Below are 19416 nucleotides of genomic sequence, written 5' to 3' on the forward strand. Positions count from 1 at the left end.
ATACACCTCTTCTTTAAGTAGTCCTAATACTGCTAATTATTTCTTTTAGTGTACTAATAGTATAATCAATATCTTCTTCCGATGTTTCCTCGCCAATGCTAAACCTTATAGAGCTTTTGCACTTTTCCGGACTTAGCCCAATAGCAGAAAGTACATGAGATGGTCTTATAGATCCTGCTGAGCATGCGCTTCCAGCAGATGCACAAATTCCTTTTAAATCCAAAGACATAAGTAAAATTTCAGCCTCTATGCCATTAAAGCATATATTAAGATTACCAGGAAGTCTTTTATCATAATCCGGTCCATTAAGCTCGGTTCCCGGAATCTCTAAAATGTGTTCTGCTAATTTACTTCTCAATTTTTTTGTTCTTTCTGATTCCTTACTCATGTTCAAATTACACAACTCAATGGCCTTTCCAATTCCAACAATACCAGGAGTATTTTCTGTACCAGCTCTTCTACCCCTTTCCTGATGACCACCGTGAATAAAAGCATCTATCTTGATGCCCCTTCTTATATATAATATACCTATACCCTTGGGTCCGTAGAATTTATGTGCTGACATAGATAACATATCAATATTCATTTCTTCTACATCTATAGGAATATGCCCAGCTGCCTGAACTGCATCCGTATGAAAAATTACTCCTTGCTCTCTGCAAAGTTTTCCTATTTCCCTAATTGGTTGTATTGAACCAATTTCATTATTTGCAAACATAATTGACACTAAAATAGTATTTTCAGTAATAGCGTTTCTTATATATTCTAGATTCACTATACCATACTTGTCAACTGGAACATATGTAATCTTAAAACCTAATTCCTCTAGATATTTACAAGTATTAAGCACTGCTGGATGTTCTATAGCAGTAGTTATAATGTGATTTCCTTTATCTCTATTTTTTAATACTGCGCCTTTTATTGCCCAGTTATCGCTTTCTGTACCACCACTGGTAAAATAAATTTCGTTTCTCTTACAATTTATAGCCTTAGCTATTCTCTCCCTGGCATTGAAAATAGCCATTTTCGACTGTTCTGAAAAGGAAGATACTGAAGAGGGGTTACCATAAAGTGTATAAAAATAAGGCTCTATCTCCTTAAAAACTTCTTTACTCATAGGAGTAGAGGCACCATAATCTAAATATACTAATTTTTTATCATAATTCATTTGCTCACTACCCTTTCTTAAAAACATAATACATATGGCACAAATTACAATTTGTGCCATATGTATTCATATTTAATTTATTTGTCTTATTATTTATTTTCAGTTACCTTAATCAAATACTGTTGTTGATAAATATCTTTGACCTGTATCTGGGAGTATTACAACTATATTTTTTCCTTTAAACTCTGGTCTCTTTGCAAGTTCTATAGCAGCATAAGTAGCAGCTCCTGATGAAATACCTACTAGAAGTCCTTCTACTTTAGCTAATTTTTTAGTAACAGCAAAAGCATCTTCATTTTTTACTGGAATAATTTCATCAACTAAATCAATTTTTAAAACGTCTGGTACAAATCCAGCTCCAATTCCCTGAAGTTTATGAGGTCCTGGCTTTCCACCTTCAAGTACAGGTGAATCATAAGGTTCAACTGCAACTATTTTAACTTCAGGATTTCTAGCCTTAAGTACCTTTGCAACTCCAGTAAGTGTACCACCAGTACCTACTCCTGCTACAAATACGTCAACCTTACCATCGGTATCCTTCCATATTTCCTCTGCTGTAGTCTTCTCGTGATAAGCAGGGTTAGACGGATTTTTAAATTGCTGAGGAATATATGCATTCTTGTATTCTACTGCAAGTTCCTCTGCTTTCTTTATAGCACCTTTCATTCCATCAGGACCTGGTGTTAAAACTAGATCTGCACCATATGCTTTTAATAATTTTCTTCTCTCAATACTCATGGTTTCAGGCATAGTTAAAATTAATTTATAACCTTTTGCTGAACATACAAGTGCAAGACCTACACCTGTATTGCCACTTGTCGGCTCTATTATAACTGTATCCTTATTTATAAGCCCTTTTTCCTCCGCATCGGCGATCATTGAGTATCCGATTCTGTCTTTAACACTTCCTGCTGGATTAAAATATTCAACTTTAGCTAATATTTTTGCTTCAAGTTTTTCTAAATCTTCATACTTTGATAACTCTACTAAAGGAGTATTACCTATCAATTCAGTAACATTTTTAAAAATTCTTGACATGAAAATCACCTCTTATTATTAAATATAATACATAAATACGTCATTAGCAAGTGTATTATACTTCATAACTAGGTCTTCTAAAGTAATAGCATCCACTATGTCATTTATACTTTTATTAAGTTTACTCCAAACATTATAGTTAATACACATTTCTACCCTGTCTTCATTTTTAGTTTCATCAAATTCTACTAGATTCAATTCGCCTTCCAAAGCCCTTAAAATATCACCCACTGTAACATCATTTGGTGATTGTCCTAATATATATCCTCCTTGGGAACCTTTTTTCCCTTGAATAAGTCCTTTTTTTCTAAGGGATGCAAAAATCTGCTCTAAATATCCCTCAGATATATTTTGTCTTTCACTTATACTTTTTAAAGTAACACTATCATTTACTGAATTTAAAGCTAGATCAATCATAGCTTTTAATCCATATCTTCCTTTTGTTGAAATTTTCATTTGCACACCTCTTATCTCAATATTTTCATCTAACATTTTACTACAATAGTAAAATATTGCTATACAATAACTTAGTATTTCAATATATTTACTATGATTATACTACTATTATATTTTATTGTCAATAAAATGTATACTTAAATTATTGACAATACTAAATTAAATAAAGAGCCATGCGGACGCTGCTGCCGTGATAGGTATAGTAAAAATTAACCCTATGCTTCCAGCTAAGGATTTTAAAACTTCGGAAGCTATAACATCCTGATCTAAAATTCTAGACATAGGTAAATTATAGGATGACACCAGCATTAAAATATACATTGAACCACCTACATAGGCCAATATCAGTGTATTAGCCATAGTACCCATAATGTCCCTTCCCACATTCATTCCAGACTTTATAAGCTCTTTTGTGGAAATCTCCTTATTGTTTTCTTTGATTTCATTAACTGCCGAAGCAATAGACATGCTAACATCCATAACTGCACCTAAAGCCCCCATTAATATCCCTGAAAATAGTAGACCTCTAAAATCAAAGGAGGTATTTTGAGATATATAAATTAACATTTGCAATTCATCATCAGTTAAACCTGTCAATCTTAAAATGGTGCTCATTGATATCCCTATAATTGCAGCTATAATAACTCCACCAACAGTTCCTATAATTGCAGCTAAAGTTTTCTTATTTTTACCACTTATTATTAGTAGATTTAAAATACTCACACTTATACATAGTATAATAGATACTACTATAGGATTAAAACCACTTATTATTAATGGAATAAGAATTTTTAATATAACTACACCTGTCAATAGTAACGCTGCTATAGATTTTATTCCTTTTTTTCCGCCAATAATTGCAAGTAACCCAACAAAAACAAATAATAATATATATATGTATTTATATCTTACAACTTCATATATGTATGCACTCTTTATGCTTCCATTATCATTCTCATCGATATTTACAAGCACCTCTGAACCCTTATGTGCTAGAGTTTCATCAAAAGTTTTATCATTTACAAGGTTGTCTAAACTAAGCACTGTTCCCTTATGGCTTCCAGAAGTAATTTTCACCTGAACCTTACTGCTTTCCATGCTTTTAGAATTCTTTTGTGTTTGTTGAGAGCTGCTGGTATTTGAGTTCTCAGATATTACTACTCCGTGTACAGGCTGATTATCATCTTCATTTGCAACAAAATTTTTATAAGAAAAAAAACATACTGCTATTAAAATTAATATTATCCCTATAATTATATTTTTTTTATTTTTAAACACAGCTTTCACCGTTGCCAAAACCTTATAAAACTCTATAAGGTTGTTTAATTCCCTGTTCAACGTACTCCATTTTGCCGAAGCTACTTTGGTTTGTATAAGCACTCCAAGGGCTTAACTTCGGATACAACGAATCCTACACCTCAGGCATAACTGTTTGAGTAGTTACGCTGAATATCTGCTTAAATTGATTGAAGCATTAAAATCTCTGTCAATTACCGCTCCACATTCTTCACAGATATAAGTTCTTTCAGATAGTGATAATTTAGCTTTTACATGCCCACACTCACTACAAGTTTTTGATGATGGATACCATTTATCAGCTTCAACAAATTTAATTCCATAAAACTTACATTTATACTGAAGTTGTCTTTTGAACTGATATAATCCTTGTTGTGCTACAGCTTTAGATAAATGACGATTTTTCATCATACCTTTAACATTAAGTGTTTCCATAACAACTCTTGATGGTTTGGTTTTCACTATCTTATTGGTTGCTTGGTGTAAGTAATTGTTCCTAATATTAGATAATCTTCTATGAAGTAATCTAATTTGCTTTTCAAGTCTTATAATGTTGCTGGTTTTGACGAACTTCCTCCCTTCTTTATTTAATTCATATTTTCTTGATATTTTACGCTGCAACATGCGTAATCTCTTTTCAAATCTCTTAACTAATCTTGTTTTATTGATGTTATTAAAAATCATTCCATTGGAGCATATAGCAAGTTCTTTAATACCAACATCTATACCTATGCTTTTATCAGTTAACTCTATTATTGGGTTTGCTTTTTCAATACCTACAGATAAGTACCAATACTTTCCGTCAAAACTTACTCTTGGATTAGTATACTTAACACTCATTGGTATTTGCTCTCTTGTCTTAACCCAGCCTACTTTTTCAATTAAAACCATCTTAGACTTAATTTTTAGTTTTATATTGTCATTATAAAATGATGGCTTACTTTTTCTTCTACTTTTAAATCTTGGTTTATCTGCTAATCCTTTAAAAAATCTTTTATAAGCATTGCACCCATCTTTTACAGCCTGTTTTGCTACATTATTAGATACTCCACTCACCCAATTAAGTTCTGTTTTCTTTAAGATAGTCAGTTCTTTTCTCAAATCATTATCAGATATAAATTTATCACCATTCTTATAATTTTCCTCTTGTTTAGCAAGTGTCCAATTATATACAAATCTTGCAGTTCCTACAGATTGCCATAATTTTTGTTCCTGCCCTATATTTGGAATAATTCTAACTTTCTTCGCCAATATCATTCTCTAAAAACTCCTTAATCATTTTCTATTATTTTTTAGTTTTAATACTTTAATTCCCTAAAAATGATTAAGCTATTCTTGTGACTTTTGAATTTATCATAATACAAACATTATATATATCCAATATAGTTATAAGTTTCTATAAAGTCTCATTAACTGTTATATACCTCTGTAAGATTAGCAACTCTAATAATAAGCTATATTTATATTATAATGCAATAGAATATAAAATTGTTTAAACAAATTATTATTAATTAATAAACTTTATACTAAGTTGTTTTCATTATACAATAGATATTGCATCAAAGTTGCATTTATTAACTATTATGAAGATAACACATAATTTCAATTACAATATAACTTTAACATAATTATATTAAAAAAAAATCATATATTGCAATTACATAATTATAAATTTATAATTATATTTGTTTTATATATACTGGACATGAACTGATATTATATAATTTTATTAATTAATGGTTAGGAGAAATATTAAATGACTAAAACACAATTTAAAGGCAGTGCTATGTTAAATCCTGTACCAGTAGTACTTGTAACCTCTGCAAATTTAAAAGGTAAAGTTAATGTATTTACCGTTGCTTGGGCTGGAACTGCAACACAAGCATAAATACCGCATTTGATTAGATTGGAGATATTATGAATAAATTAAATTTCAAAGGCAGTGTAATGTTAAACCCTGCTCCAGTAGTTCTTGTTACTTCTAAAAATTCATCTAATAAAATAAATATCTTTACTGTTGCGTGGGTTAGCACTGTTTGCACCAAAGAGCCTATTATCGCCATGGGGGTAAGGCCCGAAAGACTTTCTTATCAATATATTAAAGAAAGCGGAGAATGTGTTATAAACCTTCCTACAAAAGATATGGTTAAAATTGTAGACTATTGTGGTGTTGTTTCCGGAAAAAAAGAAGATAAAATTAAGCATTTCAACTTACAACTTAATGAAGGTATATCTATCACTACCCCTTCATTGCAAAATTCACCATTGGCTTTAGAATGTAAAGTAAAATCAGTTACACCTCTTGGAACCCATGATTTATTTCTACTTGAGGTTTTAAATGTTAAAGTAGATGAAAATTTATTAGATTCAAATAACAAAATATGTTTTAATAAAGCAAATCTTATATGCTATAGTCATGGAGAATATTATGGGTTAAATTCAAAACCACTTGGTTCTTTTGGTTATTCAGTTAGAAAGAAAAGTAAGAAAAAATAAAAGCGACGGACTTATATATCCTTCGCTTTTATTTCGTATATAATTTTAAAGAAAGTAGATGAATTAAAATTTGTATTTATTATTGCGTCGTGTTCTCCCAAACAATCCAATACAATTTCCCCAGTAAGCTGATTATAAATCAAATCTATACTATCAAAATTACATAAATCAATAGGTATGTATTTTAAATTTTCCTTCTTTATTATATAGGATAAATATTCTTTTCTTTTACCAAAGTATTTAATAGCTGTTTGCTACTTTCCTCCACTAAGATTCCCCCAATATTATCTATTATTTTTTTCTTATAAGTTTTTTATTATTAAAATTTATTTTTCTTATCTAACCCTTATTGTATCTATATTTGCGAACACTTCTCGAACGTTTGTTCTCGTATGTGTAATATTATTGTACAACTTTTATTTATGTTCTGCAAATTTTTTATAATTCTATATTCGACACCCTCAATTTGGAAAATACTCTAAAGGCTGTTATTTTAATCTAAGATTTAGTTAAAAACGTATTAATAATACATTCATTTTTTATACATATTTTGCATGTTTGAATAATAACTTTAATTGGATTATATTAAATATATAATTTGGGAACAGTTTTATAAAATGTGTAATTTGTGACAGTATATAAAATTACGTATACAGTAATTTTCTTACTGAATTGATACTAATTATAACCAATAACGTTACAATCTAATCTAGTGATAGGAGGTAACGTTATGATCAGAATATACTTATCTAAGTTATTAGGAGAACGTAGATGGACACAAGCAGATCTTGCTCGTAAAGCTGGAATAAGACCAGCAACTATAAATGAAATATACCACGAATTATCTGAAAGAGTGAATTTAGAACATTTGGATAAGATATGTGAGGTATTAGACTGTAGACTAGATGAATTAATCAAATATATACCAAATAAAAAGAATCATTCTAAAAAATGGTGGAAAGAGTAACTATATAAGCTACTCATTTTTCTTCTTTAAATAATTTCTTATATCTTTTTCAGAATTTCCAACTGATTTAATAGCCGTAAATAACTCATCTTCCGTACATTGCAATAATTTACACCACAAATTTGTTTCCCATGGTGCTTCGATATTTATTCTTGACTTATCTAGGGTTTCTTTTGTTTCTGGGTTATCGGACATTATTTCCACACCTCCTATTTCAAAACCTCTACTTTGTAATTCATTATATTCTATAATAGTTATTATTTTATTTCGCAGTTAAAAATTATTTGTAAATTTTAATTTCATAAATAAAACTAAGTCGAAGGATTAGTAAAAATAATTTAAATGTTCATTACTTAAAAACCCATTTCTCTTAAAAAGGTATGGTTTTTATGGCTACACCTTTTTCAGCATTACATAAATTAAAAATATCCGATAATAATATAACTTCGGTGAAACTTTTTTCATTGAACCTCATTATAAAGTTTTTCTATTATCAAACTACAGAAAAGGTACACTTTTAATAATGTGTACCTTTTTACTGTTCTTGCATATATTATAATTGTCAATAGCATCCATAAATCAATGCTCCATTAATCACCTTTTAAGATGTGCCTTTGCGGTGTATCTTTTTAAGATTTTATTGGATTATATATATATGGTAATATATGTAACATGTCCACCTACTTAAAGGTAGTTCGTTAAGAACTACTTCTTTTTTTATGTAAAATAATCCTATAAATATAACTAAGCTAAATGCAAATATAAAACAAACATGCCCATAATAAAAGTAAACAATGCTATAACTATAAATACTTTTTTCATTCTTATCCTCTCAATTATGATAAATTCATTAATATATTATTAACATTTTATCACAAATTATTCAAAATGTTTATTCTTATGTAAAAAAATAAAGCCTAGAGAAATTAATCCCTAGGCTTAAATTTATTTCTGTATTGTAAAAGCTATCGAATAACTACTTGTAGAAATTAAACATTCTTCTTTCTCAATTTTTTAGAAAAATCCATCATATCCCCAATAAGGATATCAAAATCCAAACCCAAACCCAAATCCAAATCCACCGAATGCAGCTCCTAACAATAAACCTGCTGCAAGTAGTCCTAGCCATGAACTATGCACACGTCCAAGTCTATTGCCATTCATATTATATACATTCCATCCATTAAAATATCCAACTGGCATTTCCACAGAATTATAAATTACTCCATTTGATACATAGGCTATTGGATTATAATTTGAATCATAAAGTACAGGATCATTAACATATCCAATGATTCTGTTACTTCCATCATAAACAATATTACCACTTAAATGACCCACAACATTTTCATTTTGGTCATATATCTTTTCCATACATTACTCATCCTTTCTCATATAGTATTTAACAAATCATAATAATCTTTTGCAGTATATTATATGAAATTTAGTGTTCAATGCCACAGCCATAGGATTTGCTCTGTATGAATCTCAATTTATGTAAAAAAATAAAGCCTAGAGTAGTTTTATCCACCCTAGACTTTATGATATATTAAGAATTCTAAAGACACATATTATTGTGTCCCATTATTTCTGTATTATGCTATCTCTTATATAAATTATCTTCCTTTTCCAGCTTTCCATTGATGTCCACATTTTAAACAAGTAATTATCAGTTTATTCTTACCTATAGATCCTCCTATGAGACCAATAGATCCTCCTATGAGACCACCGGCAACTCCGCCGATCATTCCACCCATAATAGCTTTTCCAGCTCCAAGGTCTTTCTTATTAGCTGTTATCTGCGTGCTGCCACACTTAGGACATTTTATAGGTGAATCATCTACTCGTGGTTTGCTTACTAATGGTTTATCCCAAAAGCTTTTTCTTTTTGGTTTTTCATAAGGTGGCTTTTCAGGTATCAATTCATTTGCTATATAGCCACATTTACATTCTATAGGCTGTTTTAAGATATATTTATTATCCTGTAATGTACAATCTGTCTTTGGCACTCTATGTATTTCGCCACACATATTACACTGGGCTTTTATGCAATCTTCTGTTTCTCCGAAGTATTCCATTAGGTTCACTCCTTATTTAATTAATTACTATAAATTCTAACAAAATATTGGCAATAAGTGAATATAGCTTAAAAATTAAGGTACACTGGATCTAAAGAAATATATTTACATAAAAAGAGAGAAAGCTAGACAAAAAAGAAAGAGAGTCAAATGGGCTTCCGAAGAGAGTTTAACTTTAAAATGAGCAAAATATAGGAAAAATTATTCAAGTTTATTTAATTTATTGTTATAGGCATACCCAGGAAAAAGTTTTAAATCACTTCCTCCATTGATGCAATTCATGATGTCATTGGAGTTTTAATATATTAGCGTATACTTATATTCTAGCTTAAAGAAAAATATATTAAAACTAATACGTAAAACTCTTTCATGAATATGCCTTCGCATAACAATTCCTCCTCGTAAAAGGATTACAATTAATTATATTTATTATAAATTTTATTATGACTAATTATAAATTTTATAATAACATTTTTGGATGAAATATTAAATTAACTCCTATTCTTTATTTGTCTGTTATGTGCATCATATTTGGTGTAGCATATTGCTTATTTATATGTTCTATATCTAAACATGTAAATTTGTCATCATAGAAAAATACATAATTAGATCCATCACCCAAGGCACTATGATATTTAAAACCGTCAATAAAATTTTCTTTATCCGCTGCATCATTTTTACGTTTAATATAATCAAATATATATTGTGTTGTTAAATATTCTTCTGGAGTATTCTTTGCTACAGGTTTGGAAATTTCGTCTAATAATATTTGTAAAAGAAAATATTCTTCATTAGTTATAGATTTCGTCCATTTCAAAGCTTTCCTATCTATTTCTTTTTTTAATATAGAAAGATTACTGATTCTTATTTTTACACCATCTTTACTTTTAAATTTTGCTACTGATATTGGTTTTTTATCTCCTACTTTAATTTCTTTAATTGCAATATCTTCTTTATTGGCTACATAAAAATAAGATACCTTATCCTTGTTAAACCTTCCATCCTTAATTAATTTTAAAGTTTCATCTAAAGAAGTTATTCTAAATCTTTTTTCATCATCCCAAATTTCACTTACTGCTCTATATCCTTCTAAATATGACTTAGGGAATAAAGATATTGAAGTTCGGCTAAAGTTAATTAGTTTATCTAAAGTTATATTAATCGTATCCACATATTTAGAATTAACTTGAAAACATTTATCCTTGTATTCTATGATATTTGTGAAATCTTCCCATAGTTCTTTAATATTGCTATTGTTCATAATATATCCCTCCCACTAACTCTAATACAAAATATTTCTACAAAAAATAAAAAAACCCTCCCTTTTACTGGAGAATAACCAAAATTACTTATGATTGTATAAAACTCTAACATATGTCAATAATCATAAATGATTTTAAATTTTTCATTATTCAACTTTCTCTCAAAAGGTGTGGTCTTAGGGCTGCATCTTTTTTATGTAAAGCAATTGAAATTTGAAAACATTTACAGTATAATTATATTGTGGTTTAACACTCCACAACTATCTATTTAAGATGTATCAAAAGATGCATCTGTTTTTTATGTATAAATTATTTAAATATATAAATACTATTAATGACTTTTCATTATCTATTTTGATATACTTTCCCTGATGTAGCTTTTATGGCTACATCTTTTTTATTACAATGAATAAGATATTAATATCTGTCAATAATTACAAATGCACAATTTTATTAGACTCCATCTTATAATACCCTAGGTTTGTAGCTATCCTAGGTTATTTTTATATATAGATTACACATTTGAATTTTCACTACATAGTATAAATAGTACTATATTTTGTAGGAGTGATTCAATTGTATAACATAAAACCTAAAACTTTCGATTTTAAATCAGTTAATGGAATCTCAGCTAAACAATTAGATGAACATTATAAATTATATGTAGGATACGTAAATACATTAAATAAAATTTGGAATATACCCTATATACCTGAAAATTATACTGATAGCAATTCAACTTATTCAAATATGCGTAGTTTAAAGCTTGGAGAAACCTATTCTTTAGATGGTGTAAAACTTCATCAACTTTATTTTCAGAACATGACAGGAGGCAATAATACCCCTTCTGGCCCATTATTAAATGCTATAATAGATCAGTTTTCTTCCTATGACAGATTTATATCTTATCTCACAAATGTAGGGTTGTCTATGAGGGGATGGGCTATTCTTGCTATTGATTCTATAGATAATAAATTTCACATAATAGGCAGTGATTTACATGATACTGGTGCTGTATGGCTTTCTTATCCATTATTAGTTATGGATGTTTATGAGCATGCATATTTTATGGATTTTGGAACAGATAAGAGAAAGTATATATCTACTTTTATTAACAATATAAATTGGGGAGTTTTAAATAACAGATTTGCAAATTATGTTTCCTCCCTGCAAATTAATAACATGAATGCGAATATGAAACGATATAGTCCTTACCCTTTTGAATTTCATTATTAATATTATCAATCATATAAGTATTTTAAGTAAATGATTAAAATTACTTATGCATAAATTATATAAACTTTCAAATACTACTATTGTATTTTTCATTATTTAGTAACTTCCTTTACAATATTTAATTAATCTAATGAATATGCTTACATTTTATTAAAATCAACTTGTTTGAGGGTAGTCGTTATGGCTACCTGTTTTTTATGTAAAAAAATATTACTATTGAAATATTATAAAAGTATTATTATAAATATAAGGAAGTACGCCATTTATAGTTGTACAAATAGAAAACAGATGCATAGTAAAAATTTCTTACATCTGTTTTCTATATTAGATATTTAAAATTTTAAGCAAGAATAACTTTTTCTCTTTTTAACTTAAAAATTTCTTCAACTGCTTTTTTATAGCCACCAGCTTCTTTAAAAGAGTCACTTATTTTTTTTATATTTTTAAGATAACTTGGATCAGTTAAAACCTTCTTAACAGAATTTTTTAAAATTTCTGGAGTAAGATTATCCTTATCAAGAGAAATAGTTGCTCCTAATTCTTCAGCTCTTTTTGCCATATATGGTTGATCTGCTCCTATAGGTATTGCTACAAAAGGTATATTATTATATAATAAGTCACTAGTACTGTTCATGCCTGCATGAGTTATTGCCACGTCAGTATACTTTAAAATCTCTGATTGAGGAACATAATTTCTTACAATAAAATTATCCGGTATATCAAATTCAGATAAATCTACATTGTATGCTGCCATAACCACAACAGCATCAGTATTAGCAAAAGTTTTAAAGAAGATATCATAAAGCTTACTATCAGTATTATTAAATACTGTACCCAATGAAATATAAATAACTTTCTTTCCTTCTAATTTTTCAAAAGGAAAATCTAGGTTTTCTTTTCTATCATATACTGGTGGTCCTATAAATTTAAAGCTGTCATCATAATATTCTGGATGTGCAACAAAATATTTAGAAGTATACGCAATATTTATATCACCTTTATTGAAAAATAAGCTAATCATGTTATCAGGCATTTCTACATTATAGACTTCTTTTAATTGTTTTGAAACTTTTTTGTAAGTATCTATAACTGGATGTTTTTTTATTAACTCTTCATCTATTAATTCTTTGTTTTGAGACATAAGTTCTTTTGGAGTAGCAAATACTGCGAAGGAAGAAATAGAAGGTATTTTTAATATTTGAGCAATGACATTTCCAAAAGGAAACATAGCTGTATACATAATGTAATCAAATGTTTTATCCTTAATTTGATTTAAGATGTCCTTTATAATTTTATCACTTGATTTAAGCATTTCATTTATATAATCAAATAATTTATCTATCTGCATATCATTAGGCATATTATGTTTTCTTCCAAAAAGGTTTGATTCTACTTTATAACTTTTAAATTCAGCACCTGTTTTTTCGATTTTTTCTTTAAAATCTTCTGAACAAAAATAAGTAATTTCCTCACCTTGTTTTATTAATTCATTTACTAATCCTAATGTAGGATTAACATGACCATGAGCCGGTATACTTAAAAAAAGTACTTTTGACATAACTTCACTTCACATCCTATCTTTATTTTATATATATGTATTTTACTACAATGCTATTTATTGTCAATTTCCGTTTTCGATGTATACGTTTAATATCAATGAATAAATTAATAAATATGTATTAACAATTTTATCAGCTTTATTTTTATACTGCTAATGAATATATTCCATTATAATTATCAATAATATTTTTTCATAACTGTTTCATTTAAACAAGATGTGTCTTTGTGATTCATCTTGTTTTATTCCGTAAATAAAATCTGGAAATACTGTTTAATCCAAGTTATAATTAAAATACGAATTAACATATGTAATAATATGATTTATGAAATATATAAAAAATATAGGTGGTGGGATTATGTTAATAAATCATTTAGGAAAAGATCCTATTATTGATACAAATGCTTTTATTGCGCCTAATGCTACGATATGTGGTGATGTTAGAATTGGTAAAAATACAAGGATTATGTATGGTGCTGCAGTAATTGCTGAAGGTGGCACTATAGAAATAGGTGATAATTGTGTAGTATTAGAAAATGCAGTTTTAAGAAGTACAGTTAAACATTCTTTAAAAATTGGTAATGAAGTATTGATTGGACCTAACGCTCATGTGGTAGGGTGTACAGTTGAAGATAGTGTCTTTATTGCTACAGGCGCTTCTATATTCCATGGTGCAAAACTATGCAAAAGTTCAGTTGTTAAAATAAACGGAGTTGTTCATATAAAAACTACGCTTCCAGAAAATGAGTCCGTGCCTATTGGATGGATAGCTATTGGTAATCCGGTGAAGATGTTCCCTGCTGAAAAGCATGATGAGATTTGGTCAATACAAGAACCTTTGAATTTTCCCAAATATGTTTATGGTGTAGATCAGGAAATTGAAGCAGAAAATACTATGTATGAAGTTATGAAAATGATGACAAATGCTTTAAAAGCACATAAAGACGATACAATAATTTAAAATTTTTACTAATATATGAGTGAAAAGTAATGTTTTTAACATAGTTCGAAACATTCTCATAGTGCGAAGAAAAAAGTATATAAAGTTGATTTATATATTGTCTTATGCTAAAATTCATTTATAAGTTGCAACTTATAAATGACTAAAAAATTTATATAGTTTTCTAGGGTTCCGCAGTTTATAATTGGCAGGTCCGAGAGAAAACGCACAGCTAACTGTGTACACGGAAGGATAAAAGCCTGGGAGATATTTTAATAATATTTCTGATGGCTTTTTTATTTTTATTTATTTTAAAAATTAATAAAAAATGATGATTATCAGAGTACTTATAAAAAGAAAGGGATAATGCTATAGAGTCACTTATTAAAGGAAGACATGAAGTTATAGATTAAGCTAAATAATGTTAAAAAGTTATTTCGTAACATTCTATTACTATAGATTAAAAAAAGCCGACTGCTCTTTTTAATTTAACATAATTATCACTATATAGAATTAATACTCCTCAAGCTTGCTAATTATAATTTACCATCTAATCTATAATATGGTATTATATAAATTACTATATATTTAAATAAAATGTTAATATTTACAATGGAAAGTGAGAAAAAAATTATGGATAATATTATAATTGAAAAATGTAATTTAAAAGATATAAAAAAACTTAAGAAAATAGGAGAAAGGACATTTTATGAAACTTTTTATGATGAAAATTTAAAAGAAAATATAGAAGATTATATTGAAAAAAATTTTTCTTATGAACAGTTAGAGAATGAAATAAAAAATAATGATTCAAGATTTTATGTGGTCCAAAATGATAATGAAATAATTGCTTATATGAAACTTAATTTCATTAGAAAGCAGACAAATAAAGTATATGATAAATCATTAGAAATTCAAAGAATTTATGTAGCACAGGAATATAAGGGTAAACATATTGGTAAAAAGTTAATAGAAAAGGCTGTAAAAATAGCTAAAAGTAATAATCAAAGTTATATTTGGTTAGGTGTATGGGAAAAAAACATAAATGCAATAAGCTTCTATGAAAAGCAAGGGTTCAAAAAGTACAGTTCACATATTTTTAAATTAGGACAAGACGAGCAGATAGATAATTTAATGAAACTCATATTGTAAAATTCAATTATATAGAATTTTACAAGAACATTTCCGAATTCAATTTATAATATTCTACTATAACGAATTAATATCATAAAAGCCTAGCAATTGAATACATTGTATACATATGTCAATAATCTAACTATAATGAAAAATCATTGAATCTCCTTTATAAAATATGAAAGGTACACTGGATGAATAGTGTACCTTTTAATGTTTTATAGAATTGATATGCTAAAATAATTTAAACATAATTTTATTAACTTTTTATACTTATTTTATTTTTTAGGTTTTTTAAAATCTCCATGATCAATAAAATTTTCATACCCTTTAAAGGACTCATTTAAAATACTAAGTACAACGTGAATTAACAATTTGCTCTTACTAATAAAAATTAGCATTAAATATCCAACTATATATAATAGAATTAGCCTAGCTATATAAATATTAAAATCAAGTCTTGCATAAATTATTGCTAGTAACATAATTATAGCTAATCCAGTTGAAATAGATATCTTTATGCATGATATTAAATATGCTGCTTTGTCATTTTTAGTAATTAATCTAATAATCCTTCGATCGCACATTGAAATAAGAACAGTTGCAACAGTGATAATTGCTCCTACAAAGACTGCTAGTACTGTTATTGTAATTGAAAGTAAATCCTGAAATTTTAACAAAGTAGTTTCAAAATTAATATATCTATTAATTTTATTTATAATTCCAAACCTATTAAATAAAATAACAAAAATTATTATTAGTATACTGTATAATATTAAATTCTTACACCACCATTTTAATTTCATAATATCTACTTCCTCTTAATAATTAGTTCTATACAATTTTTTTACATTTATCAAATGTTGTATCTAATGCCGCATCAAATACAAAATTTATAGCATTTAATATCTTATTGAATGTTTTTGGATCATCTTTTGTTATTGATATTTCAATTTGGTCATTAGCTTTGTTACTCATTAAATCTATCAATCTAATTGTATCATTATCTACCATCTTAACTTTGAGATTACTTGTTACTTCTTTATTTCTTTTAAAAAAATTAACAAGTTTCTTTAATTTTGGCTTACCAAGAAAATTAGTTGTTCTTCCGACACTTAATTCAAGTTTACCATTAACAGCTGACATATCATTAGTTAATTTTGCAAGAAATTGAATCGCTTCATCATCATCTAGTGTTGCAAGCTCTCTAATCTTAGTTACATCAGTATAACCAATAATTACACTTTTATACTCAATTTCAGTTTCATCAGATATTTCACAGTATTTATCTTGATATACTATTGGAGATAAACTAACACCTTTCCTAGTGAATTTAGTTAAAAATTAGGAAACTCCACCGAAAGAAATGCTGTTTCTATTATTTTGTAATGCTACTATATATGATTCTTCATCATATATCATGCAGCATTCTTGTCCAACAAATTCATCATCATCCAAAGCTTCAGCTGTATCTATATTGTCATTTAATCTTGTCTTAAAAGGTGCATCAATCCGATTTCTAAGAAAACATAACTTCCATCTTTTATTATCTTCATCATAGTTAATTTTTTTTAATTGTATATTCCCTTCTCCATCAAGAAGAATCCTTTCTTCTGCCACCATTTCACTTAATCCTTTAAGAGTTGTTGAAAGGTCATAGATTTTATTTTCTTGTGATTTTGACATCGGGTAATAATAATTAACTCTTATTTTTTGATTTGCCATTAATTTCTCTCCTCGTATAATAAGTTTATAGTCAGTTAAATAACTGTTATAGACTTATTTATTTTTTATATTTTGTATAGATTAAGAAAGCATCTCTATTTTTCTAATGGGGATTCTCCCAATTCAATATTGCTGATTCTTTAACTTTCAAATCTATACATTTTAACTTACTATTTATCAAAGGATTTCCTAATGCTAAAATAGTCCTTATGGAACTTTAGCAAAGGTTACTGCATTATCTCTCCTGCAAAACTTATTGTTATTGCCTAGAAAGCTTGCAGCCTGACCAAAGTATCATATTCTGCTTACACAAATGTTGCATATCCTTTCGTAGCCACCAGCAAGGTTTTTCGTCTGGATAAATGCTAATTACGCGAGGTTGCAGTCAGTACTTTGGATTAGGATAATTCCTTTCTAATTTCCTCATTATTTTTGAAAGGTGGTGATTTCATGAAGAAATTAGATTACTTATCAACTCTATTTGTTGGTATCGATATTGGTGCGAGACAAAATGTTGTCTCTGCTATTAATTTTGATCAAGAATTCTTGATTAAAATGGAGCCTGTTCCTAATACACAATTTGGTGCAGAACAATTAGAATCCATGCTTGTTAAAGTGTTAGAAAAGAACACTTTTAAAACTGTAATAATCGGCTTAGAATCTACTTCCTTTTACGGAGTACATATTGCCAATTTTTTATCTTCAAGTGAAAGACTTATGCCTTACAAGCCTTATGTTTACTGCTTAAACCCTAAGGAAGTTGCTAACTACAAAGATTCCTTCAATTCTCTTGATAAAAATGACAGCATTGACTCTTTTGTTATTGCTGATTTTGCAAGAGTTGGCAGAATTCATACTGAACCCTGGCGGGGTTCTCAATATCTTGCTCTGCAAAGACTTACAAGACACAGGCTTCATATTGTTGAATGCTTAACCAGAGAAAAGACTTACATGTTATCCAATGTATTTCTCAAGTTTAGTGAATTTGCTTTGTTACAGGGTGATGATCATCCTTTTTCTGATAAATATGGTGCTACTGCGTCATCTATATTGACAGATTTTCTTTCTTCTGAAGATATTGCAAATACTTCAATTGAAGATCTTGTTGACTTCGTCAATAAAAAAAGTCGCAAGCGGATTTCCAATCCACAGATGACTGCTGAAATTCTGCAGCAGGCTGCACGTAATTCATACCGCCTTGATAAATGTTTGTATGAGCCTTTAACAACCTCAATTGCCTGCTCTTTTAATTGTATTCAGGCTTTTGAGAAAGAACTTAAAGCTATTAACAAGGCTATTGAAAAAGCAGTTATGGGAATGAACCCCGTTGAATACCAAATTTTAATGTCAATACCTGGGTTCGGCCCTGTTTACTCTAGTGGCATTCTTTCAGAATTAGGTAGTGTTCATGCTTTCCCTAATAACAATGCCATTGCTAAATACGCTGGCATCGTATGGAAGGAAAATCAATCTGGTGGTTTTAAGGCTGAAAACACACCAATGAACAAAGCAGGCAACCGTTATTTGCGCTATTATCTGATAGAAGCTGCTGGAAGTATCGTAAGATATATTCCTGAATATCAAGAATTCTATCAGAAGAAATTTGCTGAAGTAACTACACATCAGCATAAACGAGCACTCGCACTAACATCTCGTAAATTGATTCGTTTGATTTTTGGATTGCTGGCTAAAAATCAACTCTACTCTTCAAATAGGGTAGATAAATAAATAGTTTTGCGAACATACGTTCTAAGTTTGACGTATGCTTGTTAAGGTTACCCATTTTTTTCAAAATCATTTCTTTTTCTTTTCATTTTGTTCTTGACATATTACCAAATTGCTTTATTTTATAAACATCATCCTTGCACTTTCAAAAACCATATTATATAATAAAGGTACGATATAATTTGAAAGTACATTAACTTGATGTAAGATGCTAGCTTACATCAAGTTTTTTCTTTAGTATAGAACTTTTTAAGAAAATACTCAATAAATTCAATTCGACAATAATATAGTTATTTTATTATATTGGTACTAATTGTAATATATCTTATAATTGTAG

Annotated in this window: 18 protein-coding genes, 1 pseudogene and 1 riboswitch; of the genes and pseudogenes, 7 read left to right on the forward strand and 12 right to left on the reverse strand. The window is 28.4% G+C overall.

The window, feature by feature from the left end:
• Positions 1 to 13: 13 nt before the first annotated feature.
• The 5 genes from nifS to CLOPA_RS15050 form a co-directional block, all read right to left on the reverse strand.
• Positions 14 to 1195, reverse strand: a complete 1182-nt coding sequence (gene nifS, locus CLOPA_RS15030) for a cysteine desulfurase NifS (RefSeq protein WP_242834204.1) — start codon at positions 1193 to 1195, stop codon at positions 14 to 16.
• A gap of 81 nt (positions 1196 to 1276) precedes the next feature.
• A complete protein-coding gene (gene cysK / locus CLOPA_RS15035; RefSeq protein WP_015616290.1) occupies positions 1277 to 2206 on the reverse strand; it encodes a cysteine synthase A in 930 nt (309 codons plus the stop codon).
• An 18-nt stretch (positions 2207 to 2224) separates the two neighbouring features.
• Complete coding sequence (locus tag CLOPA_RS15040) at positions 2225 to 2662, reverse strand: RrF2 family transcriptional regulator (RefSeq protein WP_015616291.1); 438 nt, start codon at positions 2660 to 2662, stop codon at positions 2225 to 2227.
• 159 nt (positions 2663 to 2821) lie between these two features.
• The gene (locus CLOPA_RS15045) at positions 2822 to 4000 is read right to left on the reverse strand and encodes a YibE/F family protein (protein ID WP_015616292.1); all 1179 of its coding nucleotides are present in this window, start codon (positions 3998 to 4000) and stop codon (positions 2822 to 2824) included.
• Between the two features lie 102 nt (positions 4001 to 4102).
• On the reverse strand, positions 4103 to 5215 hold the full coding sequence (locus CLOPA_RS15050) for an RNA-guided endonuclease InsQ/TnpB family protein (protein ID WP_015616293.1): 1113 nt from the start codon (positions 5213 to 5215) through the stop codon (positions 4103 to 4105).
• Between the two features lie 499 nt (positions 5216 to 5714).
• Between CLOPA_RS15050 and CLOPA_RS25185 the strand changes: the two genes are divergently transcribed.
• From CLOPA_RS25185 to CLOPA_RS15060, 3 genes are all read left to right on the forward strand, one after another.
• Positions 5715 to 5846, forward strand: coding sequence for a hypothetical protein (locus CLOPA_RS25185; RefSeq protein ID WP_015616294.1), 132 nt, complete (start codon positions 5715 to 5717; stop codon positions 5844 to 5846).
• A 29-nt stretch (positions 5847 to 5875) separates the two neighbouring features.
• Positions 5876 to 6454 carry a flavin reductase family protein gene (locus CLOPA_RS15055; RefSeq protein ID WP_015616295.1) on the forward strand — a complete coding sequence of 193 codons (579 nt, stop codon included), beginning with the start codon at positions 5876 to 5878 and terminating at the stop codon, positions 6452 to 6454.
• A 730-nt stretch (positions 6455 to 7184) separates the two neighbouring features.
• Entirely contained in the window at positions 7185 to 7421 is a 237-nt protein-coding gene (locus CLOPA_RS15060; RefSeq protein ID WP_015616296.1) for a helix-turn-helix domain-containing protein, read from the forward strand.
• A 9-nt stretch (positions 7422 to 7430) separates the two neighbouring features.
• On the opposite strand, the gene CLOPA_RS15065 is transcribed toward CLOPA_RS15060, so the two are convergent.
• The 4 genes from CLOPA_RS15065 to CLOPA_RS15080 form a co-directional block, all read right to left on the reverse strand.
• Complete coding sequence (locus CLOPA_RS15065) at positions 7431 to 7616, reverse strand: DUF3606 domain-containing protein (protein ID WP_015616297.1); 186 nt, start codon at positions 7614 to 7616, stop codon at positions 7431 to 7433.
• Between the two features lie 852 nt (positions 7617 to 8468).
• Complete coding sequence (locus CLOPA_RS15070; RefSeq protein ID WP_015616298.1) at positions 8469 to 8795, reverse strand: 5-fold beta-flower protein; 327 nt, start codon at positions 8793 to 8795, stop codon at positions 8469 to 8471.
• Positions 8796 to 9037: 242 nt separating this feature from the next.
• A complete protein-coding gene (locus CLOPA_RS23880; RefSeq protein ID WP_015616299.1) occupies positions 9038 to 9499 on the reverse strand; it encodes a hypothetical protein in 462 nt (153 codons plus the stop codon).
• A gap of 505 nt (positions 9500 to 10004) precedes the next feature.
• On the reverse strand, positions 10005 to 10760 hold the full coding sequence (locus CLOPA_RS15080; RefSeq protein ID WP_041710915.1) for an RES domain-containing protein: 756 nt from the start codon (positions 10758 to 10760) through the stop codon (positions 10005 to 10007).
• 577 nt (positions 10761 to 11337) lie between these two features.
• Here CLOPA_RS15080 and CLOPA_RS15085 point away from each other — a divergent pair.
• Entirely contained in the window at positions 11338 to 11997 is a 660-nt protein-coding gene (locus CLOPA_RS15085; RefSeq protein WP_015616300.1) for a superoxide dismutase, read from the forward strand.
• Positions 11998 to 12337: 340 nt separating this feature from the next.
• Here CLOPA_RS15085 and CLOPA_RS15090 read toward each other — a convergent pair whose 3' ends face one another.
• The gene (locus CLOPA_RS15090) at positions 12338 to 13555 is read right to left on the reverse strand and encodes a macrolide family glycosyltransferase (protein WP_015616301.1); all 1218 of its coding nucleotides are present in this window, start codon (positions 13553 to 13555) and stop codon (positions 12338 to 12340) included.
• A 358-nt stretch (positions 13556 to 13913) separates the two neighbouring features.
• Here CLOPA_RS15090 and CLOPA_RS15095 point away from each other — a divergent pair, with 358 nt between their 5' ends.
• Together CLOPA_RS15095 and CLOPA_RS15100 are read left to right on the forward strand one after the other, a co-directional pair.
• Positions 13914 to 14516, forward strand: coding sequence for a gamma carbonic anhydrase family protein (locus tag CLOPA_RS15095; RefSeq protein WP_015616302.1), 603 nt, complete (start codon positions 13914 to 13916; stop codon positions 14514 to 14516).
• A gap of 152 nt (positions 14517 to 14668) precedes the next feature.
• Positions 14669 to 14764: riboswitch (guanidine-I (ykkC/yxkD leader) on the forward strand.
• A 364-nt stretch (positions 14765 to 15128) separates the two neighbouring features.
• The gene (locus CLOPA_RS15100) at positions 15129 to 15647 is read left to right on the forward strand and encodes a GNAT family N-acetyltransferase (RefSeq protein ID WP_015616303.1); all 519 of its coding nucleotides are present in this window, start codon (positions 15129 to 15131) and stop codon (positions 15645 to 15647) included.
• A gap of 260 nt (positions 15648 to 15907) precedes the next feature.
• Here the strand turns inward: CLOPA_RS15100 and CLOPA_RS15105 are convergent, their stop codons facing one another.
• Positions 15908 to 16435 carry a hypothetical protein gene (locus tag CLOPA_RS15105; protein WP_015616304.1) on the reverse strand — a complete coding sequence of 176 codons (528 nt, stop codon included), beginning with the start codon at positions 16433 to 16435 and terminating at the stop codon, positions 15908 to 15910.
• A gap of 28 nt (positions 16436 to 16463) precedes the next feature.
• Positions 16464 to 17354: pseudogene (locus tag CLOPA_RS26655) on the reverse strand (DUF6731 family protein).
• A 450-nt stretch (positions 17355 to 17804) separates the two neighbouring features.
• Here CLOPA_RS26655 and CLOPA_RS15120 point away from each other — a divergent pair.
• Positions 17805 to 19082 (forward strand): IS110 family transposase, encoded by a 1278-nt coding sequence (locus tag CLOPA_RS15120; protein ID WP_015613850.1) that lies wholly within the window; start codon positions 17805 to 17807, stop codon positions 19080 to 19082.
• Positions 19083 to 19416 lie beyond the last annotated feature (334 nt).

This window comes from Clostridium pasteurianum BC1, from assembly GCF_000389635.1.
Classification (GTDB): domain Bacteria; phylum Bacillota; class Clostridia; order Clostridiales; family Clostridiaceae; genus Clostridium_I; species Clostridium_I pasteurianum_A.

Excerpts from the sequence above, each read along its gene's own strand:
- CLOPA_RS15095 (WP_015616302.1), top strand. The coding sequence starts at position 13,914 with ATGTTAATAAATCATTTAGGAAAAGATCCTATTATTGATACAAATGCT.
- CLOPA_RS15090 (WP_015616301.1), bottom strand. The coding sequence starts at position 13,555 with ATGTCAAAAGTACTTTTTTTAAGTATACCGGCTCATGGTCATGTTAAT.
- CLOPA_RS15080 (WP_041710915.1), bottom strand. The coding sequence starts at position 10,760 with ATGAACAATAGCAATATTAAAGAACTATGGGAAGATTTCACAAATATC.
- cysK (WP_015616290.1), bottom strand. The coding sequence starts at position 2,206 with ATGTCAAGAATTTTTAAAAATGTTACTGAATTGATAGGTAATACTCCT.
- CLOPA_RS15120 (WP_015613850.1), top strand. The coding sequence starts at position 17,805 with ATGAAGAAATTAGATTACTTATCAACTCTATTTGTTGGTATCGATATT.
- nifS (WP_242834204.1), bottom strand. The coding sequence starts at position 1,195 with ATGTTTTTAAGAAAGGGTAGTGAGCAAATGAATTATGATAAAAAATTA.
- CLOPA_RS15070 (WP_015616298.1), bottom strand. The coding sequence starts at position 8,795 with ATGGAAAAGATATATGACCAAAATGAAAATGTTGTGGGTCATTTAAGT.
- CLOPA_RS15055 (WP_015616295.1), top strand. The coding sequence starts at position 5,876 with ATGAATAAATTAAATTTCAAAGGCAGTGTAATGTTAAACCCTGCTCCA.
- CLOPA_RS15060 (WP_015616296.1), top strand. The coding sequence starts at position 7,185 with ATGATCAGAATATACTTATCTAAGTTATTAGGAGAACGTAGATGGACA.
- CLOPA_RS15065 (WP_015616297.1), bottom strand. The coding sequence starts at position 7,616 with ATGTCCGATAACCCAGAAACAAAAGAAACCCTAGATAAGTCAAGAATA.
- CLOPA_RS15100 (WP_015616303.1), top strand. The coding sequence starts at position 15,129 with ATGGATAATATTATAATTGAAAAATGTAATTTAAAAGATATAAAAAAA.
- CLOPA_RS23880 (WP_015616299.1), bottom strand. The coding sequence starts at position 9,499 with ATGGAATACTTCGGAGAAACAGAAGATTGCATAAAAGCCCAGTGTAAT.
- CLOPA_RS25185 (WP_015616294.1), top strand. The coding sequence starts at position 5,715 with ATGACTAAAACACAATTTAAAGGCAGTGCTATGTTAAATCCTGTACCA.
- CLOPA_RS15040 (WP_015616291.1), bottom strand. The coding sequence starts at position 2,662 with ATGAAAATTTCAACAAAAGGAAGATATGGATTAAAAGCTATGATTGAT.
- CLOPA_RS15050 (WP_015616293.1), bottom strand. The coding sequence starts at position 5,215 with ATGATATTGGCGAAGAAAGTTAGAATTATTCCAAATATAGGGCAGGAA.
- CLOPA_RS15105 (WP_015616304.1), bottom strand. The coding sequence starts at position 16,435 with ATGAAATTAAAATGGTGGTGTAAGAATTTAATATTATACAGTATACTA.